Genomic DNA, 23,897 nt, shown 5'->3' on the forward strand with positions numbered 1-23,897 from the left:
ACACAACGCCCGGCCCAGGGATGCCATGGATAAAGAAACTTGCGTTCCTCGGTCCCGTGGGCGTTCTCTCGTCGTGTTGTACAACGGCGCGCGTCCGCACTCGCACATCGGATGGCAGACACCCAACGAATGTGCATCGACCTTCAACCCGCGACGGTCGCTCGCGCTGCGCAACGTGAAACGCTCCGCGCCAGCACCCGTCGCGTCCACCGGCCATCAGGGCAAATCCACCCCCGGAAACGAACTCACGACTGGATAGAATTGGGGGAAACGTCAGGGCGGCCATAACTTTGCAGTCTTCAGACGCGAGGCGGCCTACAACAGCGCTGCCCACCATGCTTGTGGCCCGCGACCCACACGGCTTTTCCCTTCAGATCGTACATTATGCTTCCTTCATGATTACCGATGTCTGCATGACCTTGAGGTCTTCCCGCACCATTTCCGCGGCGAGCTCGCGCACGGATGTCTCATGCACCCAGCCGAGCTTCTCCTTCGCCTTGGTGGCATCGCCCAGGAGAAGATCGACTTCCGTGGGGCGGAAGTAGCGTGGGTCTACCTGGACTAGGCATCTGCCGGTCTCGACATCATAGCCCTTTTCGTCGACTCCCTCACCACGCCATTCGAGCGCGACGCCGACATCTTCGAAAACCCATTCGACGAATTGGCGGACAGGGGTCGTCTTGCCCGTCGCCAGCACGTAATCATCCGGTTGATCCTGCTGCATCATCATCCACATACCACGCACGTACTCACGCGCATGGCCCCAATCGCGTTGAGCATCCAGATTGCCGAGATAAAGCTTGTCCTGCTTGCCGAGGTAGATAGCAGCGGCGGCGCGGGTGATCTTGCGCGTCACAAAAGTTTCGCCGCGCAGTGGGCTTTCATGATTGAAGAGAATGCCGTTGGAAGCATGGATACCATAGGCCTCGCGATAGTTGACCACGATCCAGTAGGCGTAGAGCTTGGCGGCGGCGTAAGGGCTGCGCGGATAAAAGGGCGTTGTTTCGTTCTGCGGTACGGATTGCACGAGGCCGTAGAGCTCTGAAGTCGAGGCCTGATAGAAGCGGGTCTTGTCCTTCAGACCGAGGAGGCGGATCGCCTCAAGAAGTCGCAATGTTCCGATACCGTCGGCGTTTGCTGTGTATTCCGGCGTTTCGAACGACACCTGGACATGGCTCTGAGCGGCCAAGTTGTAAATCTCGTCTGGCTGGGATTCCTGAACTACTCGGATGAGATTAGTCGCATCAGTGAGGTCACCGTAATGCAAAATTAGGCGCGGATCGGGATCGTGCGGGTCTTGGTAGATGTCTTCGATGCGACCCGTGTTGAAGGAAGAGGAACGTCGCTTAATCCCATGAACGACGTAGCCTTTTTCCAGCAGAAGACGGGTAAGATAGGCACCATCCTGTCCCGTTATGCCCGTAACCAGAGCAACTTTCCTGTTCTCGCCCATTTTCTTCCTGCTCTATTATAGTTGAAGTTTCGACTCCGGCTCGCCACACCGCCAGCAAACTGCGGCCCGCCCCATACCCTATGGTAGGATTTCGACAGATGCGGCGCGGAGCTCGTCATTGACAGTGTCAGCCAGCGAGCACACCTGCTCCTGCTTGGAGGCATAGCAAAACAGAGTCTCGCCGCTAACCTGCCTAAGTCGCACATGCGGCCTGAGTGCCGAACTCAGCTCACGGGGTGAGCGACATAGATTTCAATCACGTCGCACCCGATTTGCTCATCAATCAGCGAGTGAGGACGCACGTCCGTTCTCAAGCACGCAGGTCGGTTGCATAGCCGCTCCGCTTCTTCCACGAAGTGGGTGGCCAGTAGAATCGTCTTGCCCTGCGCCAACAGGGCACGTAGCCATTCCCAGATAAAATGGCGGGCATGTGGGTCCAAGCCGACAACTCCACCTTACCGCTCTCTTGCGCTAACCAAGTAATCTTAATCATTGCCTGCTTCAGCGTCTTCTAATGGAAATTGTTTTGATCAGTGAAATCGATTGTTTGGATGAGGTGCATCCATAAAATGGATTGTTTGACAGGGCAGCGCGGCACATCGGCGGCACAAAGTCGTGGGCGCGAGGTTTCGCTCCGCGCGAAGACAAAGTTCGTGGCAGTCGGGGGCTTTGGGCGAACCGCACATCTGAGACGGCGGCGAAAAGCCGGGTAGGGCATTACGTATTGACCTCCAAGGAATTTCGGGCGCGCTAGCCCGAAAACGGTAGCTGGGCTTCAACGATGGGGGGACGAGGCGACCATCAAACTGTGTTCATACTGTAGGCGATCGCAGTGCGGCGAATTTGAACGGCCGCCTTTGCCAGCCCTCGCCATCGCATCCGGCTACAGGTGCCGAAGATCTTCTCGATCCGAGTACAAATTCTGTGGATCGGTTGGTTCCAGGCGTCGAGCTTTCGGCCTCGTCGCGCCCCCACAGCGGTTGCGACGATGCGCGGCCTTCCACCCTTGGCGCGCACCGCGTCGCCGAGATGATTGCCTCGGTAGGCGCTGTCGGCAAACACTTCGCCGGGATTGTCGGGCAGAGCATCAGGAACGGCGTTGCCGTCCTCGGTGTGGGCGCCGTGACGGCGATCTCCTCGACAAGGGCCGTATCGGCGTAGGCACCGAAATGGGCTTTGAAGCAATGAAACGCTGGTCGGCGCTTGTACTTGACCCAATGGCCCTCTTCATCATCTTCGCTGGCCGAGGCGATGATCGCCGCATCGACAGGCGTGCCGATCTTCACCTGGATCGCTGAACTGGCGGGTGATCTCGGCGAACAACAGGGTCATGAACCTCAAGGGCCTGTCGAAAACGGACGAGAGCGGGTTCGCACAGGTGTCGGCTCCGACACCGAGAACCCGCAGAACCGTCGGAACGATCCTCCACATGGCTGCAGACGCCAAAATTCCTCTCTCGGCCATCGTCGCACAGCATCGCGTGCCAGTCGCTCAGTCCAGCCGGCTCGAAAGCTATCCGGCAGGAGTTTGCGCCATGTTGGCGCACTTGAAAGCGTGAGAGGGCGCCGTGTCGCATCTTTCGATGGGACCGGACGCCATGATGGCCATAAATGACGTGGATGGCCTGCGCCTGACATTCGACGGCTGGCGGGTCCTGCACATCCGTCCTTCAGGAAACGCCCGCAAATGACATGTTACGTTGAGGCAGTTAAGAATTGGACTTGAACAGGGACTTTGTGGACTGCCTCGACCGGCTGTTTCGCTTAGCAAAGCGCGGCCCCACGTCAGCAGAGGCTCATGGTCAAGGAACGCCTTAGTATCCATCACATGGATGGGCCACATTCACGCAATCAATTTTACACATGTCGCCGGGCGCATTAGAAAACGCTGAATTTAAACCGGAAGCGAGTGTACCCGGCGTCAAGATTTGCGAGCGTCACAGAGATAAGGATAGGCAGTGCTGAGGGAGCTCTTCTGCCCCACGCGCAGCCTCTACCAAATTGCCCGGCGTAACGGTCGACTAGTATCGATTAAGAGATCCCAAGCCAGATGCAACCTCGTCTCTGAAACGAGATTTCCGAAAATGCAGGTCAGTGGATTGGTAAAGCGCAGGTTCGTCGTCTCTCAGAGGCGTACGGGGTTCGGTGATTGTCTGTGGTCGCTGGCGGCCGCTTGGCGCTACGCTCAGCGGTCGGGACGAACGCTAGCCGTCGACTGGCGCGGGTCCTGCTATCTCGACCAACCCTTCACAAATGCCTTTCCGGTGTTCTTCCAACCGATCAATGACATCGCTGGCGTACCGGCTATTTGCGACGACCGGATCAACGACTTTTCCTTCCCGGGTCCATTCTTCCCGGAGTGGTGGAATAGGCCAGCGATCGACTGCCTTTACCGCCCAGATGAGCAGATTTTCCAAGAGCGCGACGAGTTGGGCGAGCTCTTTCAGGCCGAACACGATGTCGAAGCGAACACAGTAGTGTGTGACGCTTGCTTGATGTGGCGCTGCGATGAGGATGCCGAGCGGCAGGTCTTCCAGAGTGTCAAGCCTCGGTCTGAAATTCAAACACGCATAGATGCCATTTACCAAGAATGTTTTGAGGGGCACAGCATCATCGGGGTTCATGTTCGACATGGTAACGGTGAAGACATCATGGACCATGCGCCCTACTGGGCCGATCCGGAGTTCGCCGTTCGACAAGTGTGCACTGCGGTTGATAAGGCTAAAGCGTTACCGCACCCCAAGCCTGTGCGGCTGTTCTTGTGCACGGACAGCGCGCAAATCCTGGATCACCTGTCGGCCAGGTTTCCCGATCTTCTCACCGTCCCCAAGCATTTCCGATCCGATCAAGACGGCCCCTTGCACACTGCAGCACTTGGGATGGACGGCGCAATTTCCGCCCTCGTTGAGATGTATCTTCTCGGGCGCTGCGATACCGTTATTCGGTTTCCTCCGACGAGCGCCTTTACACGATATGCACGCCTTTTCGTACCGCGGGTAATTGAGTTCGATCTGAAGGACCCAAGTCGTTTGATTTTGATAGAAGGCAGCCAAAGAATCTCTCATCTTGATTAGGGCCCGCTACCGGGGCAATTCGGCAGATGCAACGAACAGGCATAGAGACATCGACCGCAATTCACGAGAGGCGGGCCATGGCATACGCTAAATGTCCCGCAGCTGCTCAGCTTGATCCGCAGGCTCGAGGATCCGGACACACTGCAGCAGTTCTTGGCTCCATTCGGGACTGTTGCCGACGTCGATGAAACCGACGGCCTTAGGGCACGAATACAGAATGGCGAGATCATTCATCTGCGGCCGTCCGGCAACGCGCCAGAACTTCGCTGTTACTCGGAGCGCCGCAAGACCATCACAGAGCGATGGCGGTCGTGACGCTGACGCTAAGGGCGCGGGCAATGACGTCCAGAGACGAAATCGAGGTTGTTTAATGAAAGTGGTTCCCGTCATCATCAGCGGTGGAGCCGGATCGCGGCTATGGCCCGCTTCGAGGCAATCGCACCCCAAACCTTTCCTCAAAGTAGCAGATGGACATTCTCTCATTCAGCACACTGTGCTGCGCGCCGCTTCGATAGAGGGCGTAGTGGAACTCGTCGGTGTGATATCCGGGGAACACCTCTTCGTTACGAAGGACGAGTTCGACGAACTGGATTCCGTGGTCCTGCCACGCACCTTTCTGCTCGAGCCTGAAGGCCGGGATACGGCCGCAGCCGTTGCGGCAGCCGCCATCCATGCCAAGGCAACGCAAGGCCCTGACGCGATTCTATGCGTCTTCCCAGCCGATCACGTGGTTGGCAACCTGCCTGCATTTTTAGACGTCATGTGCCGGGCCATCGAACATGCGAAGCTCGGGCGGATCGCCACATTGGGCATCACCCCAACCAGACCGGACACGGCATTCGGCTATATCGAAGCGGATGGTGAGAAAGTCGTCCGTTTCGTTGAAAAACCGGATCTGGACACAGCCAAAGCCTATGTCGCGTCCAAGCGCTTCTTTTGGAACGCCGGCATTTTCTGCTTTAGCGCACAAACCATGCTCGACGAGATGGCATCGCATTGCCCCGCGGTGATCCAGGCCGTCTCCGACAGCTACGAGAACGGCCGCTTCAGTCAAGGCGAAGGCTTTGCCAAGATCGAACTCGCGCCTGAGCATTTCGGCTCCGCCCCGCGAATCTCGCTCGACTACGCTGTCATGGAGAAGACGAACAAACTTGCCGTGGTTGCCTGCGACATGGATTGGAACGACATCGGATCCTGGAACGCAATGGCCGATTTGATCGCCCCCGACGAAAGCGGGAACAGGATACGCGGCGATGTGCATATGGTCGACACGACCGGCAGCTATGTGAGCTCCGACAAGCGCGTCATCGGCACGGTCGGCGTCAGCGATCTGGTGATCGTCGATTCCCCGGACGCTTTGCTTGTCGCATCCCGCGACCGCGTTCAGGACGTCAAGAAGCTGTTCGAGGGCCTCAAGGCTTCAGGACATGAAGCTCACCTGGTCCATAGCACGGTACACCGGCCGTGGGGTACCTACACGGTTCTTGAGGAAGGCGAGCGCTTCAAGATCAACGCATCGAGGTGAAGCCCGGTCGGCGGCTGAGCCTGCAGATGCACTATCATCGTTCGGAGCACTGGGTCGTGGTCAGCGGCTCCGCGAAAATCGTCAATGGCGAGCAGGAGTTGTTCCTGGCGACAAACGAATCAGCCTACATCCCCTGCGGCCATAAGCATCGGCTGGAGAACCCAGGCAAAATTGACCTGGTGATCATTGAAGTGCAGAGCGGCGATTATCTCGGCGAGGATGATATCGTTCGCTTCGACGACGTATATGGTCGAACGTAGATTTCACCCGCGTGACGAGAACGGTCAACGTGTCGCTGACTAATTACCACTAGGAAGCCCGTCTGCCCACTCAGGACCGGATGCTTGTGGAATCGGGAATTGACCAAGGCAGCGGCGAATGACCGCAATCGGCATCAGGGGTGGGACAAATCAACCGGAAAAGACCGGAGAGCATAGTAACGCAACACAGTCCCACTGTCGAATAGCCTTTGATATTTCTGACTTTCCAAGCACCCTCAGGGCCCATCAAAATTATATCAATGGCTTATGGCCGACTTCGCTCTGAAGTGGGCCAAATCGACCTCGCTATCCCCGCAGCACTCAGTTCGATTGTTTTCGCATGAAAACGAGCAAGGACAGGGGGAGGGCGATCTTGTGCTGGCTTCTATGTCCAATCTTGCTCCTGTTCGTCGTCAGGTTGTGTGCAGCCACATAGCGCGGCTATCGCGAGGCTGGAAGGCCTCCGATCGATAGGTGCGGCGAACGGCGGCAACGAGGTGCGAATAGGATGGCTGAGCGTATGATCGAGAATACCGCAGTTGCGGTCTAGCGCGAAATGCAGCGTCTGTGACTCATCGGTCATTGCAGCGGGAATCATGACCCTAAGCCGCCCTTCATCAGCCCACCAGCGCCCAGAAGAAGGCGAAGATCCGTCACAATGCCTACCTGTACCAAGGCTTCAAGCAGTTCACCGCGAATGGGAAGACCGCCAGCCATTGCTTCTTCATTGTCGGCCATTCGCTCGCTACGAATGACGACCACATCCTTAACCGCATAGCGCGTGGCAAGTTTCTGGCACCTATGGTGAACCAGCATCCGCGGATAACCAGCGGATCATGAACCACGCGAACGAGCTAGCGGTGCAGCGCAACGAAAAATCGCCGCTTGATGTCGTCTTTTATGATGCTGCTACAGTTCATGTCTGGGGTTTAGGCTTAGAAGCGGAATGACTGCCAACCAGGTCATCGAGCCGGAAACTGACCGGCCGGTGGGCCCAAAAATGACATTCAGTTGCCTCCAGCCTTTCGACACGAGCCACTTCACGATCTCGCGATTGCCAGCTAGCGGCTTGTTGCTCGAGCTGCGCGATCCTAGTCTGTGGTCGCTATGCCTCAGCAAGAAGAGTCCGGTTCCTAGCCGGGCGGAGGCGCAACGAGATAGCCAGCTCAGGACAAGGAGAGCAAGCCATGGTCGCTTTTACCCTCAATGGCGAGGCGCGAACACTCGACGTCGATCCAGAGATGCCGCTGCTCTGGGCGATCCGTGACGGCATCGGACTCACAGGAACGAAATTCGGTTGCGGCCTTGCCCAGTGCGGCGCTTGCACGGTTCACGTTAACGGCATGCCGACGCGCTCGTGCCAGACCGCAGTCGGCGACATCGAAGGAGCCTCGATCACCACCATTGAGGGCGTGTCGGGCAAGATCGGCGAAACGGTCCAGGCCGTGTGGGCCGAGTTCGACGTACCTCAATGCGGCTATTGCCAGTCTGGCCAGATCATGTCGGCCGTGGCCCTCCTGACAGAGACGCCGAAGCCGACGGACGATGATATTGATTCGGCGATGAGCGGCAATCTCTGCCGCTGCGCCACCTATCATCGCATCCGCGCGGCCATCCACGAGACCGCCAACCGGCTGGAGACTTGAGGCATGTTGCAGTTTCTCCCGAAGCATAATGCCGTGGGGCCCACGCGGCGCCAGTTCCTCCTCGGCACGGCCGTCACCACCGCGGGCTTCGCCGTGGGCTACCGGCTAATGATGGCCGCGCCCGCCAACGCACAAACGACGCCTGCAGCGGTCCAGGCGAACCCCTTCCAGACCTATGTCGAGATCACACCGGAGAACCGAATCGTCATCCACTCGTCGCAGTTCGAGATGGGACAAGGCTCCTATTTCGGCATCGCCACCCTGGTTATGGAAGAGCTCGACGGCGCCTGGGCGCAGGTCCACGTGGTCGGCGGATATGGCAATACCGCGCTCTACGGCAATCTCGCCTGGGGCGGGGCCGCGCAGGGAACCGGTGGCTCCACGTCGATGAGCTCGTCGTGGGAGCGCTACCGCAAGGCGGGTGCTGCCGCACGGGCCATGCTGGTGGCGGCCGCGGCGCAGCGGTGGGACGTGCCAGCCGGCGAGATCACAGTCGCTTCCGGGGTCGTGTCGCACGCCTCAGGGATGCAGGCGCGCTTCGGTGACCTGGCTAAAGCCGCAGCGGGAATGCCGGTTCCCGACGACGTGCCGCTAAAGCCGCGCGACAAGTGGGCCCAGATCGGATCGGACAGCCTCAAGCGCTACGATTCCGCCGGCAAGACCAATGGCGCGCAGACCTACACGATCGACCTCAAGATAGATGGACTCAATACGGCCGTTATGATCCATCCGCCGAAGTTCGGCGCTGAGATCGAGAGCTTCGACGCCTCCAAGGCCAAGGCACTCGACGGCATTGTCGATGTCGTCCAGACGCCGCGCGGCATTGCCGTGGTCGGCAGGGACATGTGGACGGCGCTCAAGGGCCGCGATCTCGTGGAGGTGACCTGGAACGAAGAGAAGGCCGAAAGGCGCGGCACGGCCGAGATCATGGCCGAATACACTAAGGCAGCAGACGATCCGGGCGCGGCCACCGCGCGCGACGACGGTAACACTCCCGCAGCGTTGGCCAGTGCTGAGAAAGTCATCCAAGGGCACTACGAATTCCCCTATCTTGTCCATGCTTCGATCGAGCCACTCAACGCGGCCGCCCGAATCAACGAAGACGGCACCATCGACGTCTGGGGCGGACACCAGATGCCCGATCTTTATCAGGCGGCTGCCGCTCAAGTAGGCGGCACCACGCCGGACAAGGTGAGGCTGCACGTGATGAAGACCGGCGGCAGCTTCGGCCGCCGAGCGGTCTCGGACGCAGATCTCATTATCGAAGCTGTTTCCACAGCGCGTGCACTGGGACCCGGCAAGCCAGTGAAGGTGCAGTGGACCCGCGAGAACGACATGCGGGGTGGGCGGTACCGGCCGGTCTATGTGCACGCAGTCAAGGCGGGGCTCGACAAGGAAGGCAATGTCGTCGCTCTCCATGACCACATCGTGGGCCAATCGATCGCGGGCGGTTCGCCCTTTGCGGCGATGATCGAGAACGGCATCGATCCGACCTCCGTGGAGGGCGCCACCAACCTGCCCTATGCGATCCCGAACCTGAAGGTCGAGCTGACCACGACGGACGTGAACATCCCAGTGCTGTGGTGGCGTTCGGTAGGCTCCACCCACACCGCTTACACAATGGAAACCCTGATCGATGAGCTCGCCGCCGCTGCGAACCGTGATCCGGTCGATTTCCGCTTGTCGATGCTCGGTCACCATCCACGGCATGCCGGCGTGCTGAAATTGGCTGCTGAGAAGGCAGGCTGGGACAAGCCTCTGCCGGAAGGCCGTTTCCGCGGCGTGGCCCTGCATGAAAGCCTCTCGACCTATGTCGCCGAGGTGGTGGAGATCACCTTCAACGATGCAAATGATTTCAAAGTCGACCGCGTCGTCTGCGCGGTAGATTGCGGCACCGCGATAAATCCTGACCAGATCCGCGCTCAGATGGAGGGCGGTATCGGCTTCGGGCTAGGCGCGATCCTCCAGGAGGAGCTGACCCTGACGGGCGGTGTCATAGACCAAGAGAACTACGACACCTATACGCCGCTCAGGATCGAGCAGATGCCGCGCGTCGAGGTGCACATTATGCCGTCCGACGAGCCGCCCACGGGCGTTGGCGAGCCCGGTGTGCCGCCGATCGGCCCGGCCGTCGCCAACGCGCTACGGGCGGCGACGGGCAAGACGATCCGCAAGCTGCCGATCATAAAGAACTTGTCAGCATAGCCGGGAATGACACCATGAAAACGGCCGCGATGAAGATCGCGGTCGTAGGTCGTTTTTGAACGCCTCCTGACAGGCGATCACCTCCATTCGATCAATTTCCGGCGGCTGCCCGGTCCAGTATCCGGTTTAGAGACGGTAACCCGTGTTCTGAACGACCGCAGACGGTCGTTGGTGCTGGTAGCACTGAAGAACCGCTTTCGAGACGCAAATGCCGCACGCAAATGTCTCGAAAGGGTCACACTAGAGACTTTTGTACCACCTATTGCATGTCTGCTATCGCTTTCTGGGCGCGAGAAGCGGCCGGTCCTCTGACGGCCCCATAACAGGACATTGATGTCTTCGCGCTGAGCGTCAGCAGTTGGCTCTACCGCGACCTTTCTCAGGAAGGCTGCACACCGACGCGATCTTCCTTTCACCTTGCGCAAACCTCCCTTCCGAGTGAGGCGTTCAGTGCGTCGGCTTGGTGGACTGAGGCACTTCTGAGTGGGACAACAACATTGAAAAATATTGGAAAAGATTTGAATGCTCTGAAGTCCCACTGATCTCTTACCAATTGATTTTTATGGCTTTCTGAATACCCTCCGGGCCCACCAAGATCTTTGATTTTAGTGCGAAAAAGTGGCCTCGGCCCAAAACGTTTTGGGCCGATTATGGGCCCAACAAAAAAGGGCGGCCGATAAGCCGCCCTGCACCGGTCCGAATTGAAACCATTCACTTGATGACGCGAAGCGGTGTCCGCTGCTTTATGGCGTCGCGTTTCGCCTCCCGCTCGTTGATCGCGCGGGCGATATCGACGGCCATCCGCTTCTTGTTGGCTTCCCGTACGTACGCGTCCGTCACCGTCATGGAGGAATGTCCCATCGCTTCCATAATGGCGCGTGCCTGAATGTTGCATTCGGCGAGATACGTGCCGAAGGTACGCCGGAGCCCGTGCAGGGTGTAGCCCTCCGGAATGCCGGCCTGCTTGTTCCAATGTGCCATCATGCCGGTGAGGCTTTTTTCCGCAAACGGACGCCCATAGCCATTCCTCAATACCGGTCCACCTTTCGAACGGTCTAGCGGCTCCAGAGCCTGCGCCAGCTTGTCCACGACGGGGATAAACACTTCCCTGCCGCCGTGGCGGTTTCGGTTCTTTTTCTGCCGGAACTCGAAGGCCTCGATCAAAACCAGCGAGCCATCGAACAGTTCGATTTCCTCGCTGACCAGATCTTCCCATTCCAGTGTGGCGATATCGCCGCGTCTATTCCCGAGCCAGAAGCCGAGGGCATAGCAGGTGCGCGCCGCCGAGCCGACCGCATGGCGCGCCTCGAACTTTTCACGAATGGCCATCGGCCACCCGGGATTGGCCGTCGATTTGGGAATGCGAACGCGAATTGACAGCGAAGGATCGTCCTGCGGCTTGATCCACTTCTCAACGTCAATCGCCACCCAAAGGAGCTTTTTGATCGCTACCAGCAGGTGCTTTGCGACTGTCCGTCTGGTGCCAAAGACGCCTTCGATAATCGCACGCAGACGGTCGGCATCGAGATGCTCGATCGGCGTGTCGCGCCAGGTCAGCGGATAGGCGGGATCGACCTTCATCTCAAGGAAGCGTTCAATAAGCCGAGCATTCTTCTGCTGGGTCGCTTGGTCGAAGTCCAGCCATTCCATCGTCGTTTCAAGTCGGCGGGCAGCATGACCGAAAGTCTTTGGCAACGCCCGTCCAGGCAAGTCGATGATCACGGCCTTCTGACTCTGGCCTTGAGTTGCCCGTCCATAGGCGGCTTCGAACTCTGGATCACCCGGCCGGCCTGGAAGCCGAATTTCGGGCTTTCCCTTGCCGCGGTAACGATAGACGAGTTTACCGCCTTTTAGGCGCGACGAGACTCCGGGATATTTGTCATCCTTGAATGGCCGGCCCATTAAGCCCTCCTTCCAGCCTTCTGCTGTTCCAAGCGCCGGGGCACCTCGATCGTCGCCGGAGGCGAAGGGCCTTTGCTCTCCATGGCGACCCGAAGGAGCAACGGGTAAGGGAAGCCCCTGCCTTGCTCAATGCCTTCAAATGTGCGCTTGGGTATCCCAAGCACCTTGGCTGCGGCTTCGGCCGTGAATCCTGCCTTGGCGCGCCAAATTTTAACTTCTTGCGCAAGCTTTTCACGATCGTTCACGTCGCGTGTTCCGTACGAGCCCGCGACTTTATTACGCCAGCAGCGTATGCGCAAGCTGCCTATTCTATCTCCTTGCTTCCTTTTTGCTCCGCTCCAAAAGCTGTTGCAGACCGTTGTTTTTGTCGGGTAACGAGGTGAACGCGATGTCGAGCGCTACACGGTCCCAGACGGCCCGACTGTTGATGTGTTTAGGTCTCGGCATGCGCCCGTCAGCAACCATCTCTTCAAAAAGCGTCGATCCGACACCGACGTAGCGTGCGGCTTCGTCGCGAGAGAGTCCTCTCGGCGGATAGGAAATCGCGTCACTCTTCATAGACGCTGCCTCGGAGATATCGGCGCGCAAAAGCCGCAGCCGCGCGAAGCCAAAATAGGCAGTTGCTTCGGCAGCTTCGTGGCAAAGAAACAGGGCTATGTTGCCATGAGTGCAACCAGATCCGCATATCCATATCATCCCAACAGGGCGAGATCATCCTGCCATAATAGGATGTGGCTTTGTGCGGAAGCTGCCTCAATAGTTCGTTCGGCAAAAGCGAACAGCGACGTGTAAATCGGACAAATGATACTCACAGAATATTCCGCTGCAAATGTGGGGGGCCGAGTCGCTAGACCGCTACATCGCAAGACCCCCTATCGAGGAGGCGTTCTTTTGCTATCGTCGGCAAGCGGCCTGACAACAAATCGAGATCGAGCAACCACGAACTCGAAATTGCGAGTCGGGACGATGATGGACTGGACGGACTGATCCGGAAAAGATAATAAAAATCAAAGCTTAATGGGATTTAAGTTGGCGATGCAGTACCAAATGCAGTACCGCTGAAGCGCAGCCGATGATGTTTTCAGGGTCGTAGGACGGACTTGCCGTTGCGAACGTCGGCGCGACAGAGCACTTGCGGAGCCCGTGGTCGCAGAGGTTGCCCGAATGCACATTCGAGACCGGCTGAATCCCAGTCCGCGAGGTCTGCGGCGGCGCGATATGTGCTCTCCAAGAAGACTATGAGGCTTGCTTCCGGATCGGTAACTCTGCGGATCGCATAAGGCAGCAGGTATTCTCCAAGTCGTAGTGGGCGGCGTCGGCAAAGATCTTCGCCGCCGCGAAGCCTTTTGGTAGGGCGGTGGAGCGGTCGACTTTCCGGCCTTCTATTCCTAAGCCTGTCCGAAACCGCTGCTCCTCTGACGCGTCTCCTTCGCACGGACCCGTCGCAGCCCTCTTGGTGCGCGGACGCGCGATGCGCACTCTTCGGCGCTCCGATCCGTTTTTCTAGCGCGAAGCTGACCTGCGCAGTACGACCGAAAGTCACAACTTGTGGCCCCATGACAGAGTTGACAACTCTCTGCTGGTCAAAAACCTTCAAAGACGCCATCATGCAACAAAAATTGCAAGGATGTGCATCGTGGACGAGAAGGTCGAGGCTCCCAAGGACTATGAGGATCTCATCCGCGTGATACACGACCGGTATGATGGGATGAGCAAGTCGTACCAGAAGATTGCGTTGTATCTCACCCAAAATCCGAATGACGTCGCGGTGCGATCGGTGAACTCGATCGGGGAAGGCAGCGGCGTTCACGCGTCCAGCTTCGTCCGATTTGCCCAAGCATTGGGGTATGAGGGGTTCAAGGACCTGCAGAGCCTCTTCCAGAAACGATTGTCCACCGCGGCTCCCGGCTTCGAAGCCCGCGTCAAGGCATTGGAGAAGGAACTGGGGGAGCGGACGGATCGCAGCGAGATGGGATTCATGCACGATCTGGTCGTCCGTGACATCGCGTCCCTGAAAGAGATGCTCACCGGTATTCAGCCCGAGGATCTGGCGGAAGCCGTTAGCCTGCTCGAGAAGGCCGACGTCGTCTATCTGATGGGACAACTTCGCTCGGCACCGGTCGTCGAACTCCTTCGCTATATACTGACCATGCTGGGTAAGCGCTGCGTGCTCCTGGATCCGGGCGGCGGACTGGCCACGCATATGGCCCGCGCGATGCGGAAGACGGACCTGCTGTTTGCGGTGTCGTTCCGCTTCTATGCGAACGAGGTCGTCAATGTTGTGGAAGAAGCCGCGGGGAGAGGTATACCCATCGTGGCGATCTCGGACAGCACGCTGTCTCCATTGGCCAAGAGCGCGCGCGTTCTCTTCGCCGTTCCGGAGCACGAATACACTTTCTCGCGCTCGCTGGCGGCTCCTATGTGTCTTGCCCAGGCTTTGACCGTGGCCTTGGCGGCCAGGCTTCAGAACAACGCAGTCAATCCCCGCATTCCAACGGTTACCGAGCGGTAGGGACTCCAAACCGCGAAACCTGTCGCAGCACCGGCGATCCTCCGGCCGTCGATTCTCAATCGGTGTCGGAAGGTTAAAACGCCATCGCCTTTTCAGGCACGGCCATGGGGCCGGATGCGGCACCAAGGACTGTCTGGTCGTAATCCACCACCGAACCTGTCATGAGCCCGGCATCGTCCGAAACAAGGAAGTTTACCGCCCGCGCGACCTCGCGGGGGTCGATCAGGCGCCCGAAGGGCAGGTTTGCGACCGCTTTCGCTTCCCAATTGGAATCGCCCGTCTCACTCGCCTGTAACTCCCGCTCATGGTCGGAGGCCATCCAGCCGACATCAAGCTGGTTGACGCGGATGCGGTTCTTCATCACGGAAAACGCCGTGTTGCGGGTCAGCGTCGCCAGCGCCGCCTTAGTGGCACAGTAAACGTTGATGAAAGGCTGGCCGGCATGTTCCGAGATCGAGCCGATGTTGCAGATGGCGCCTTCAATGCCGTCGCGGATCATGCGGCGGATGGCCTCCTGCATCAGGAAGTAGGGTCCGCGCACGTTGACGGCGAACAGGGCGTCGAAAAGTTCGGGCGAGGTATCGAGGATGGTGCCACGGTCCGTGCGGGCACCGGCGTTCACCAGCACATGTATCTTGCCATAAACGCGCTCGGCCTCCGCCATCACGCTTCGGCAATCTTCGACTTTGCCGAGATCGGCCTTGACAAAGTGGACAGGCACGCCGGTGTCGTGCGTGATCGCCTCGGCCGCGGCACGGCCCTTCGCCTCGTTGCGGCCGAGAGTGACAAGACCGGCAGCGCCGGCTTCCGCCAGCCGGCGCGCAATGGCCGCTCCCAACCCCTGCGTTGAACCCGTGACAACGCAGACCTTTCCATCCATGCGATTCATACTTCAGCTCTCCACAGTGTAGCCAGCCGCGGCCATGACGCGCCGCAATTCCTTATGCCCGATCTTCGCCATTTCGAGTGGCGGACTTTTGACGGGATCCTGCTCGGCTTCAACGACGAACCAGCCTTCGTAACCGTAGGAGGCCAGCCGCTTCACGATCGCCTCGAAGTCGAGCGAGCCGTCACCGGGTACGGTGAAGGCCCCCTTTACCACTGCGTCGAGAAAACTTTCCCGGCTGCGGTCGAGCCCGTCCACGACCGCTTGGCGGATGTCCTTGGTGTGTACATGCGAAATGCGGGCGTGGTGCTTGTCCACCACCCGCAGCACGTCGCCGCCGGCAAAGGCCATATGGCCGGCATCGTAGAGCAGGGGCAGACCCTCGCCGGAATGCTTCATCAGCAGATCGACGTCCTGTTCGCTTTCGATCGGCGCGGCCATGTGGTGGTGGTAGCAAATCGGCATGCCCTGACCCGCGCACCATTCGCCGAAAGTGGTGAGCTTACGGCCGTAGGCCTTGATCTGATCGTCGTCGAGACGCGGGCGCATAGCCAGCGGCGTTCCGCGGTCGCCCTGAATGGTGCGACCCGTCTCGCCATAGACGATGCAGGGCGCGTTGGTCGCCTTGAACAACTCCATCTGCGCGGCGATGCGGTCCTTCTCTTCATCGATATTGCCGACCAGCAAGCGGCCGGAGAACCAGCCGCCACAGACGCTCATGGCATGCTGCCTCAGGATGGGCTCAAGCACGGCCGCGTCCATCGGGAAGCGGCGGCCAGTCTCCATGCCGGTGAAGCCGGCCTCACGGGCCTGCCGCAGGCACTCCTCCAGCGAGACGTCGTCGCTCAGTTCGGGAAGGTCGTCGTTCCACCAGGCGATCGGCGCGATGCCAAGCTTGGCTCTCATCGTCATCTCCAATCATGATTTTCGAATGCTGCTGGCTGCCTGCGCAGCGACAAAAAACTGCCGGAACAATGCTCAGGGAGTTTTGCATCGTTCCGGCAGGGGACGCCCCCGCGCGCCCGAACGGTTCAGACACCCACGCGCTGCTTCTTGCGACCTTCGGTTTGCGCGGCATGCGCGTCGCGGACCTGCTGGCGCCCGCTGATCTCGGGCACGCCGACGTCCCACCATGCATCCCCGGGCGTCCAGCTGAAGGCGTCGGAGACGATGGCAATGACGGTGGTTCGGTCGGTGGTCTTCGCCCATTCGATCGCTTGGCCGAGATCGGCAAGGCTTTCGACACGCCGCGCCAGCGCGCCCATGGCTTCCGCGTGCTTGGCGAAGTCGACCGAGAACGGCTCCTTGACCCGGCAGTCCTTGATAAGGTTATTGAAGGAGGCGCCGCCCTTGGCGTTCTGCAGCCGATTGATCACCGCATAGCCGCCATTGTCGCATACCACGAGAATCATCTTGTGGCCGGCGAGCACCGACGAATAGATGTCGGAGTTCATCATCATGTAGGTGCCGTCGCCGATCATGACGATCGGCGTGCGGGTAGGGTCGGCCATGGCCGCGCCCCAGCCGGCAGAGATTTCATAACCCATGCAGGAGAAGCCGAACTCGCAGTCGAAAGTGTTGGGTTCCTTCACCCGCCAGTTCTTCATCACCTCGCCGGGCAGTCCGCCGGCCGCGGTGATCAGCAGGTCACGCTCGCCCGCCTTGGCGTTCACCACGCCTACGACCTGCGCATAGGTCGGGACCGGCTCGTTGGTCGGCTTCTGGAAGCCGTCAAGCATCGTGTTCCACTTGGCGAACTCGATGCGACCCTTGTCTGTCCAGGCCCTCTCCGCTTTCCAGTCGCCGAGGGCACCTTCGAGTTCGCTCACCGTCTCCAGCGCGTCGCCGACGACGGCGAGCGCCCGGTGCTTGGTGGCATCCCAGCGTGCGGCATTGATCGAGACGAACTTTGCGTCGGCCGAGAAGGCGCTCCAGGATCCGGTGGTGAAGTCCATGAGCCGTGTGCCGACGGCGATGATCACGTCGGCTTCCGCCGCCAGCGCGTTGGCGGAGGTTGAGCCGACGATGCCGATCGGTCCGACATGCGCGGGGTGGTCGTGCGTAACCGTGCCTTTGCCGGCAATCGTCTCCGCGAGCGGGATCCCATGCCTTTTGGCGAAATCGCCAAGAACCTTCTCGGCACCCGAATAACGCACGCCACCACCCGAGATGATCAGCGGCCGCTTTGCGCCTTTGAGGAGGCGGGTCGCTTCGGCGAGCCGGCTGCGATCGGGCCGGGGGCGCGGCACCTCATTCACCGTCTGTTCGAAGAAGGCTTCGGGATAATCCCAGGCGATCTCCTGCACATCCTGCGGCAAAGCGATGAAGGCAGGCCCGCAATCGGCCGGATCAAGCAGCACCGCAACCGCCTGCGGCAACGACGAGATGATCTGCTCGGGATGGACGATGCGGTCCCAGTAGCGCGTGACCGCCTTAAAGGCGTCATTGACGTTGATGGTTGGGTCGCCGAAGTGCTCGACCTGCTGCATGACCGGATCGGGCCGGCGACTGACGAAAGTGTCGCCTGAGAGCATCAGCACCGGCAGCCGGTTCGAATGGGCGACACCCGCCGCCGTCACCATGTTCAGCGCACCCGGACCGATCGAGGTCGCCGCAACCATGATCTGGCGCCGGCGCTTCGCCTTTGCAAAGCCGATCGCTGCAAGCGCCATCGACTGCTCATTCTGGCCGCGCCAGGTCGGCAGCACGTGCTTCACCGCCTCGAGTGCTTCAGAAAGGCACGTCACGTTGCCGTGCCCGAAGATGGCGAAGACTCCCGGAAAAAGCGGAACTTTCTCGCCGTCGACGACCGTGAACTGGTTGCACAGATAGCGCACGAGCGCCTGTGCCATGGTCAGACGGACGGTGGCCCTGGTCATCTTTGTCTCCTCCCTAACGACGGTCTTTCCAAATCTATACGGAATGCCCATTGACAAATCAATATGTTTGCAACGATCATTGCAAAAATTCAAACCGGGAGGATTTCTTGCTCAGGATTGCTGTGCTCGGCTGTGGTCGGATAGGTAGGATGCATGCGGCAAACATCGCCGCGCATCCCCGTGCGGAACTGGCCACCGTCTATGACATCGACGAATCGTCCGCGGAGGCTGTCGCGGCGCGGCACGGCGTTCGCGCTTCGGGATCCGCCGACGAGGTATTTGCCTCGGCAGATGTAGATGCGGTCCTTGTCGCGACGGTGACTGACACGCATGCCGACTACATCGAAAAGGCGGTGGCCGCTGGCAAACCCGTGCTCTGCGAGAAGCCGATCGATCTTAGTCTGGAAAGGGTGAACCGTTGCGCCGAAGCAATTTTGTCCAAGGGCGTGCCGGTCCAGATCGGCTTCAACCGACGTTTCGACCCCGGTCATCGTGCGGCGTGGAACGCCGTACGATCCGGCGAGATCGGCGACCTGCACCAGGTCATCATCACCTCGCGTGATCCTGGCATGCCGCCCCGTTCCTACTACGAGGTCGCGGGCGGGCTTTTTCGCGACATGACGATCCACGATTTCGACCTCGCCCGCTTCATGCTGGGAGAGGAGCCGGAGGAGGTGTTCGCCATAGGAGGCCGGCTGATCGACCCGGCGATGATGGAGGAACTAAACGACTACGACAGCGTCATGGTCGTGATGCGAACCAAAAGCGGCAAGCAGTGCCACATCAACAATTCCCGCACCTCAACCTATGGATACGACCAGCGCGTCGAGCTTCTGGGCAGCACCGGCATGGTGATCAGCGGCAACCGGAAGCCTCATGAGTTGCGCCGTTACTCGGCCGCGCGGGCCGAAGCCACCACGCCCTACCTCGACTTTTTCATCGAGCGATACCGCGAAGCGTTCGATGCCGAGATCGACGCCTTCGTTACCTGCGTCGAGAAGGCCGAGCGGCCGCTGGTCGGTTTCGAGGACGGGCGCCGCGCTCTGGTCTTGGCCGAAGCGGCGATGAAATCGGCGGTCGAAGGCCGCTCCGTGAAGGTCAGCGAGATCGGATAAGCCATGTACGCGAAATACGGATTGTTTATCGATGGTCGTTGGCGACCCGCGTTCGGAAATGCCACCTCCACGGTCCTGAGCCCGGTCACAGAAGAGTCACTTGGGAATGCGCCATCTGCCGCCTTCGTCGATACCGAGGAGGCTCTGGAAAGTGCGGTCCGCGGCTTCGCCGCCTGGAAAGTCAAAAGCGCCTTCGAGCGGGCTGACGCGCTTCACGCCATCGCCGACGAGATGATCCGCCGCAAGGACGAAGCGACGCGGATGATCTCGACCGAGACCGGCAAGCCAATCGCCCAGTCTGAGCGGGAATGGGGACTCTCGATCGACCAGTTCCGCTGGTATGCCGAAGAGGCGCGGCGCATCTATGGTCGAGTCATCGAAAGCCGCGTACCGGGCGGCCGGTTTGAGGTCCTGCGCGAACCGGTCGGGGTTGCGGCAGCGTTCACGGCCTGGAATTTTCCGGCTGCTCTGGTTGCCCGCAAGGTGGCGCCGGCGCTAGCTGCCGGCTGTTCGACTATCATCCGTCCGTCGAGCCAGACTCCCGGCGTGGCGATGGTGATGGTCGACTGCATGCGCGCCGGCAGGCTTCCTGCCGGCACGGTGAACCTCGTCATCGGCCTGACGGACACGACTTATGCGCCCATCATGGCTTCGCCTGCTGTCCGCAAGGTATCGCTGACCGGCTCCACTCGAGTCGGCCAGCAAATGATCCGCGATGCCGCCGACACGGTGAAGAAGGTGTCGATGGAGCTTGGCGGCAACGCGCCGCTGATCGTCTTCGACGATGCAGATCTAGACACTGCGCTCAACCTGTCGGTGCCAACCAAATACGCTAATGCCGGGCAGGTCTGCGTGACGCCTGATCGCTTCTTCGTCCACGAAAGCCTCCACGACTCTTTCGTCGAAGGCTTCGTCGAACGCGCAAGAGCATTGAAGCTGGGCGACGGCCTCGACCCCTCGGTTCAGATGGGACCGCTAATCAGCGACCGCCGGCTTGCGGAGATCGAAGCCATCGTCGACGACGCGGTGGGGGCCGGAGCAAAAGTAGCGACCGGAGCTGGTCGCGCCGCCTCGTTCAATGCGGGCCATTTCTATGAGCCCACCGCTCTCAGTGACGTTACCGACAACATGACGGTCTTTGCCCAAGAGAACTTCGGACCCATCGCGGCGATCGCCAGATTCAGCTCCGACGACGAGGTGCTCGCGCGAGCAAATGCTTCGCCGGTGGGGCTTTCGGCCTATGCGTTCACCCGCAGTCCAGACAGGGCCAGGCGAGTTGTCGCGGAGCTCAAGGCGGGCATGGTGGGCATCAACAGCTTCGCTCTTGCCGCGTCCGAGGCTCCGTTCGGCGGCACGAAATATTCCGGAATGGGTCGCGAAGGCGGCAGCGAAGGTATCGGTGACTACCTCGACACCAAGCTTGCGCAGAACGTGTTCTGAGGAGGCCGCCTTGATCAAGAACGAGCTCAAGCAGATCTGGGCCGAAGGGCGGCCCACGATCAATGGCTGGCTTTCGATCGGCAATCCATTCACCGCCGAGATCATGGCCGCGCAGGGCTATGACAGCGTGAGCATCGATGTCCAGCACGGCGCGCTCGACTATTCGATGCTGCTTCCGATGTTCCAGGCGATGCGTGCATCCAGGGTGGTGCCCATGGCGCGCGTGCCGTGGCTGGAGCCGGGCATCATCATGAAGGTGCTGGATGCCGGCGCCTATGGCGTGATCTGTCCCATGATCAACACGCCGGAACAGGCGGCTCAGCTCGTCAGCTACCTGCGCTATCCGCCGGCCGGCCAGCGCAGTTTTGGGCCGACGCGTGCCAACTTCTCGGCGGGTGCCAACTACGCGGCCGAGGCCAATGACGAGATCCTGGCTTTCGCCATGGTCGAGACCGCCGAGGCAATGCGCAATCTCGATGCGATCGCCGCAACGCCAGGGCTCGACGGCATCTATGTCGGTCCCGCAGACCTGACCTTCAGCCTGCACCAGGGGCGTCTCGCGCCGTCCTTCGATCGCGAGGAGCCTGACATGATCGCCGCTCTGCGGACGATCGTTACGGCCTGCAAGAGGAACGGCAAACGCGCCGCGCTCCATTGCGGCACGGCCGACTACGCCGCACGTGCCGTCGAATGGGGTTTCGAGATGACAACCATCTCGGGTGACTCCCGACTGCTTGCCTCCGCCGCGCAGGCAAGTGTCGCTCGCTTCCGCGAATTGACGGGTGCGAAAGCCGTCCCGGCCGAAGCCGGCAAGGGAGGCTATTGATGCCCCACGTCCTGGTCGCCGGAAAGCTTCATCCGAGCGGCATCGAACTTCTCGATGGGTCGCCCGGCGTCACCTACGACTATGTCGAAGATGTGTCCGAGCCAAGCTATGCACCTCTGATCGGCAAGGCCGATGGTCTCGTCATCCGCACCCAGCCCTTGTCGGCTCCGACCGTCGCACGCGCCGAGAGACTGAAGATCGTCTCGCGCCATGGCGTCGGCTACGACGCCGTGGATCTGCCTTCTCTCAACGAACGTGGTATCGCGCTGGCGATAGTCGGCGACGTGAATTCGGTGTCGGTGGCCGAGCACGCTATGATGCTGTTGCTGGCGGCAACCAAGCGGCTCATCCGCGCGGATCGTTCGGTCCGCGACAACGAATGGGGTTGGCGCAACCGGCTGGAGCCAAACGAACTCGCGGGCAAGCGACTGCTGATCCTCGGGTTCGGCCGGATCGGCCGCCACTTGGCGCGCATGGCGGCGACATTCGGCATGAACGTGCGCGCATATGATCCATTCCTTGCAAGGCAAGGCTGGCCGGAGGGGCCGGTCGCGTCGGTGAGCGACTTGCAAACGGGACTCGCCTGGGCCGATGCGATCTCCGTCAACGTACCCAAGGCCGAGCGCCCGGTGATCGGGCCAATGGAACTCTCGGCGATGAAGCCGACTGCCGTACTCATCAACACTGCGCGGGGCGGCGTGGTCGACGAGGCGGCGCTGATCGCGGCGCTGCGAGAGGGGCGCATCGCCGCAGCCGGTATCGACGTCTTCGACGATGAACCGCCTGCCGCGAACCATCCGCTCTTCGGCTTCGACCAAGTGATTCTGACGCCGCATATAGCCGGGCTCACCGCCGAATGCGGAGAACGCATGGCGATCTCGTCCGTGCGGAACGTGCTCGATTTTTTCGCCGGGCGGATTGACTCGGCGCTGGTGGTAAACGGAGCCGCGTTGAATGGCCGGTGAAAAACCTCAACTCAGAATCGGCCTGATCGGCACCGGCTTCATGGGCAAGACCCATGTGTTCGGCTTTGCTGCCGCACAACGTGTCTTCGATCTTCCCTACGAACTGGTGCTCCACACGGTTGCGGACAGAACCGATGACCTCGCCGCGCAGGCGGCGCAGGCCTTGGGGTTCGCGCGGGCGAGCGGGGACTGGAGGCGTCTGGTCGAGGACTCGGAGATCGATATGATCGATATCACGGCGCCGAACGCCTTCCACAAGGAGATGGCGCTCGCCGCCATTGCCGCCGGCAAGCACGTCTATTGCGAGAAGCCGCTGGCGCCCGTTGCGGCGGATGCCCGACGGATGGCCGAGGCGGCGGAAGCGGCCGGCGTCAGGACGCAGGTCGGGTTCAATTATCTCTGCAACCCGCTGCTCGCGCTGGCGCGGCAGATGATCCGCGCGGGCGAGTTGGGCGAGATCCGCAGCTATCGCGGCATTCACGCCGAGGATTACATGGCGGATGCGGAAAGCCCATTTACCTTCCGGCACGATCCTGTCGGCGGTGGCGCATTGGTGGATCTGGGCAGCCATGCTCTGGCCACGGCGGAGTTTCTGCTTGGCTCGGTGGAACGGGTCCTCGGCGATTCCGTCACCGTCATAGCGAGCCGTCAGGATGGCCGAGGCGGGCGCCGGACCATCGAGGTCGACGACATCGGTCGCGCATTTCTGCGTTTTGCCAATGGTGCATCCGGCAGCATCGAAGCGAGCTGGGTCGCCACCGGCCGCAAGATGCAGCACGATTTCGAGGTCTATGGCACCAAGGGGGCGCTCGTCTTCAGCCAGGAGCGCTTCAACGAGCTGCATTTCTACAGCACGGCCGATCCCGGCGGCCGGCGTGGCTTTCGGCGCATCGAGGCCGGTCCGGATCACGATCCCTGTGGATTCTTCTGCGTCGCACCAGGCCATCAGCTCGGCTTCAACGATCTGAAGGCTATCGAGATTGCGCGGTTCGTCGATGCGATCGCCGGGAAGCGAGACGAGTCTTTCGGCTTCCGGGCCGGCCAACGCATCCAGGAACTCGTGGAGGCAATTCAGGGCTCGGCCCGGGAGAGCAAGTGGCTGCGAACAGACTGATGCGAGGGAGAGTTGGTCGCCGCCCCGCATGCGTCTGAAATAAACGTTGCATGTTTGTACATTTTGCAATATAGATTGCAGCCGGAGAGAGGTACG

General features: G+C 60.3%; 19 protein-coding genes and 3 pseudogenes. 11 read left to right on the forward strand and 11 right to left on the reverse strand.

From position 1 onward, the window contains the following. Positions 1-382 precede the first annotated feature (382 nt). From gmd to NKH59_RS29900, 3 genes and pseudogenes are all read right to left on the reverse strand, one after another. Positions 383-1,453 (reverse strand): GDP-mannose 4,6-dehydratase, encoded by a 1,071-nt coding sequence (gene gmd, locus NKH59_RS29890; RefSeq protein WP_352474458.1) that lies wholly within the window; start codon positions 1,451-1,453, stop codon positions 383-385. Positions 1,454-1,594: 141 nt separating this feature from the next. Next, a pseudogene (locus NKH59_RS29895) lies at positions 1,595-1,896 on the reverse strand (nodulation factor ABC transporter ATP-binding protein NodI); the annotation flags it as partial. A 369-nt stretch (positions 1,897-2,265) separates the two neighbouring features. Further along, the gene (locus NKH59_RS29900; RefSeq protein ID WP_352467054.1) at positions 2,266-2,739 is read right to left on the reverse strand and encodes a hypothetical protein; all 474 of its coding nucleotides are present in this window, start codon (positions 2,737-2,739) and stop codon (positions 2,266-2,268) included. A 797-nt stretch (positions 2,740-3,536) separates the two neighbouring features. Here NKH59_RS29900 and NKH59_RS29905 point away from each other — a divergent pair. The 3 genes and pseudogenes from NKH59_RS29905 to NKH59_RS29915 all read left to right on the forward strand — a co-directional run bounded on the left by NKH59_RS29905 (position 3,537) and on the right by NKH59_RS29915 (position 6,311). Further along, entirely contained in the window at positions 3,537-4,526 is a 990-nt protein-coding gene (locus tag NKH59_RS29905; RefSeq protein ID WP_353023934.1) for a nodulation protein NodZ, read from the forward strand. A gap of 111 nt (positions 4,527-4,637) precedes the next feature. Continuing rightward, positions 4,638-4,897, forward strand: a pseudogene (locus tag NKH59_RS29910) (phosphomannomutase); the annotation flags it as partial. Then, positions 4,897-6,311 (forward strand): annotated as a pseudogene (locus NKH59_RS29915) (mannose-1-phosphate guanylyltransferase/mannose-6-phosphate isomerase). The pseudogenes NKH59_RS29910 and NKH59_RS29915, both read left to right, overlap by 1 nt. A 594-nt stretch (positions 6,312-6,905) precedes the next feature. On the opposite strand, the gene NKH59_RS29920 reads toward NKH59_RS29915, so the two are convergent. Beyond that, positions 6,906-7,127, reverse strand: a complete 222-nt coding sequence (locus NKH59_RS29920; RefSeq protein ID WP_353023936.1) for a hypothetical protein — start codon at positions 7,125-7,127, stop codon at positions 6,906-6,908. A 371-nt stretch (positions 7,128-7,498) separates the two neighbouring features. On the opposite strand from NKH59_RS29920, the gene NKH59_RS29925 reads away from it, so the two are divergent. Further along, positions 7,499-7,957, forward strand: coding sequence for a (2Fe-2S)-binding protein (locus NKH59_RS29925; RefSeq protein WP_352467057.1), 459 nt, complete (start codon positions 7,499-7,501; stop codon positions 7,955-7,957). A 3-nt stretch (positions 7,958-7,960) separates the two neighbouring features. Then, positions 7,961-10,162 carry a xanthine dehydrogenase family protein molybdopterin-binding subunit gene (locus tag NKH59_RS29930; RefSeq protein WP_353023938.1) on the forward strand — a complete coding sequence of 734 codons (2,202 nt, stop codon included), beginning with the start codon at positions 7,961-7,963 and terminating at the stop codon, positions 10,160-10,162. A 711-nt stretch (positions 10,163-10,873) separates the two neighbouring features. Here the strand turns inward: NKH59_RS29930 and NKH59_RS29935 are convergent. The 4 genes from NKH59_RS29935 to NKH59_RS29950 all read right to left on the reverse strand — a co-directional run bounded on the left by NKH59_RS29935 (position 10,874) and on the right by NKH59_RS29950 (position 13,673). Further along, positions 10,874-12,064 (reverse strand): tyrosine-type recombinase/integrase, encoded by a 1,191-nt coding sequence (locus tag NKH59_RS29935; protein WP_352541476.1) that lies wholly within the window; start codon positions 12,062-12,064, stop codon positions 10,874-10,876. Beyond that, a complete protein-coding gene (locus NKH59_RS29940) occupies positions 12,064-12,309 on the reverse strand; it encodes a helix-turn-helix domain-containing protein (protein ID WP_352541475.1) in 246 nt (81 codons plus the stop codon). Before NKH59_RS29940 ends, NKH59_RS29935 begins: the two co-directional genes overlap by 1 nt. Before the next feature lie 64 nt (positions 12,310-12,373). Then, a complete protein-coding gene (locus tag NKH59_RS29945; protein ID WP_352816193.1) occupies positions 12,374-12,622 on the reverse strand; it encodes a helix-turn-helix transcriptional regulator in 249 nt (82 codons plus the stop codon). Positions 12,623-13,145: 523 nt separating this feature from the next. Continuing rightward, entirely contained in the window at positions 13,146-13,673 is a 528-nt protein-coding gene (locus NKH59_RS29950; RefSeq protein WP_353023940.1) for a DUF5996 family protein, read from the reverse strand. Between the two features lie 27 nt (positions 13,674-13,700). On the opposite strand from NKH59_RS29950, the gene NKH59_RS29955 reads away from it, so the two are divergent. Continuing rightward, entirely contained in the window at positions 13,701-14,576 is an 876-nt protein-coding gene (locus NKH59_RS29955) for a MurR/RpiR family transcriptional regulator (protein ID WP_352449995.1), read from the forward strand. Positions 14,577-14,649: 73 nt separating this feature from the next. Here NKH59_RS29955 and NKH59_RS29960 read toward each other — a convergent pair whose 3' ends face one another. From NKH59_RS29960 to iolD, 3 genes are all read right to left on the reverse strand, one after another. Beyond that, complete coding sequence (locus NKH59_RS29960) at positions 14,650-15,465, reverse strand: SDR family oxidoreductase (RefSeq protein ID WP_352541473.1); 816 nt, start codon at positions 15,463-15,465, stop codon at positions 14,650-14,652. Positions 15,466-15,468: 3 nt separating this feature from the next. Then, positions 15,469-16,368 carry a myo-inosose-2 dehydratase gene (gene iolE, locus NKH59_RS29965; protein ID WP_023676597.1) on the reverse strand — a complete coding sequence of 300 codons (900 nt, stop codon included), beginning with the start codon at positions 16,366-16,368 and terminating at the stop codon, positions 15,469-15,471. A 125-nt stretch (positions 16,369-16,493) separates the two neighbouring features. After that, complete coding sequence (gene iolD, locus NKH59_RS29970; protein WP_352541472.1) at positions 16,494-18,341, reverse strand: 3D-(3,5/4)-trihydroxycyclohexane-1,2-dione acylhydrolase (decyclizing); 1,848 nt, start codon at positions 18,339-18,341, stop codon at positions 16,494-16,496. Positions 18,342-18,448: 107 nt separating this feature from the next. Between iolD and iolG the strand changes: the two genes are divergently transcribed. Genes iolG through NKH59_RS29995 form a run of 5 tightly spaced genes read left to right on the forward strand, consistent with a single transcriptional unit; the run spans position 18,449 to position 23,801 of the window. Then, positions 18,449-19,456, forward strand: a complete 1,008-nt coding sequence (gene iolG, locus NKH59_RS29975) for an inositol 2-dehydrogenase (RefSeq protein WP_352541471.1) — start codon at positions 18,449-18,451, stop codon at positions 19,454-19,456. 3 nt (positions 19,457-19,459) lie between these two features. Then, entirely contained in the window at positions 19,460-20,896 is a 1,437-nt protein-coding gene (locus NKH59_RS29980) for an NAD-dependent succinate-semialdehyde dehydrogenase (protein WP_353023942.1), read from the forward strand. A 10-nt stretch (positions 20,897-20,906) separates the two neighbouring features. After that, complete coding sequence (locus tag NKH59_RS29985; protein WP_352541469.1) at positions 20,907-21,722, forward strand: HpcH/HpaI aldolase family protein; 816 nt, start codon at positions 20,907-20,909, stop codon at positions 21,720-21,722. After that, positions 21,722-22,687, forward strand: a complete 966-nt coding sequence (locus NKH59_RS29990; protein WP_352541468.1) for a hydroxyacid dehydrogenase — start codon at positions 21,722-21,724, stop codon at positions 22,685-22,687. Before NKH59_RS29985 ends, NKH59_RS29990 begins: the two co-directional genes overlap by 1 nt. After that, positions 22,677-23,801: a Gfo/Idh/MocA family protein gene (locus NKH59_RS29995; protein ID WP_353023944.1), complete on the forward strand. Its 1,125-nt coding sequence runs from the start codon at positions 22,677-22,679 to the stop codon at positions 23,799-23,801. Before NKH59_RS29990 ends, NKH59_RS29995 begins: the two co-directional genes overlap by 11 nt. Positions 23,802-23,897: the final 96 nt, after the last annotated feature.

Source organism: Mesorhizobium sp. M0998 (assembly GCF_040318885.1).
Taxonomy (GTDB): domain Bacteria; phylum Pseudomonadota; class Alphaproteobacteria; order Rhizobiales; family Rhizobiaceae; genus Mesorhizobium.

Coding starts and splice junctions, on each gene's coding strand:
- gmd (WP_352474458.1), bottom strand. CDS start 1,453: ATGGGCGAGAACAGGAAAGTTGCTCTGGTTACGGGCATAACGGGACAG.
- NKH59_RS29905 (WP_353023934.1), top strand. CDS start 3,537: ATGCAGGTCAGTGGATTGGTAAAGCGCAGGTTCGTCGTCTCTCAGAGG.
- NKH59_RS29920 (WP_353023936.1), bottom strand. CDS start 7,127: ATGCTGGTTCACCATAGGTGCCAGAAACTTGCCACGCGCTATGCGGTT.
- NKH59_RS29925 (WP_352467057.1), top strand. CDS start 7,499: ATGGTCGCTTTTACCCTCAATGGCGAGGCGCGAACACTCGACGTCGAT.
- NKH59_RS29930 (WP_353023938.1), top strand. CDS start 7,961: ATGTTGCAGTTTCTCCCGAAGCATAATGCCGTGGGGCCCACGCGGCGC.
- NKH59_RS29935 (WP_352541476.1), bottom strand. CDS start 12,064: ATGGGCCGGCCATTCAAGGATGACAAATATCCCGGAGTCTCGTCGCGC.
- NKH59_RS29945 (WP_352816193.1), bottom strand. CDS start 12,622: ATGAAGAGTGACGCGATTTCCTATCCGCCGAGAGGACTCTCTCGCGAC.
- NKH59_RS29950 (WP_353023940.1), bottom strand. CDS start 13,673: ATGATGGCGTCTTTGAAGGTTTTTGACCAGCAGAGAGTTGTCAACTCT.
- NKH59_RS29960 (WP_352541473.1), bottom strand. CDS start 15,465: ATGAATCGCATGGATGGAAAGGTCTGCGTTGTCACGGGTTCAACGCAG.
- iolE (WP_023676597.1), bottom strand. CDS start 16,368: ATGAGAGCCAAGCTTGGCATCGCGCCGATCGCCTGGTGGAACGACGAC.
- iolD (WP_352541472.1), bottom strand. CDS start 18,341: ATGACCAGGGCCACCGTCCGTCTGACCATGGCACAGGCGCTCGTGCGC.
- NKH59_RS29980 (WP_353023942.1), top strand. CDS start 19,460: ATGTACGCGAAATACGGATTGTTTATCGATGGTCGTTGGCGACCCGCG.
- NKH59_RS29990 (WP_352541468.1), top strand. CDS start 21,722: ATGCCCCACGTCCTGGTCGCCGGAAAGCTTCATCCGAGCGGCATCGAA.
- NKH59_RS29995 (WP_353023944.1), top strand. CDS start 22,677: ATGGCCGGTGAAAAACCTCAACTCAGAATCGGCCTGATCGGCACCGGC.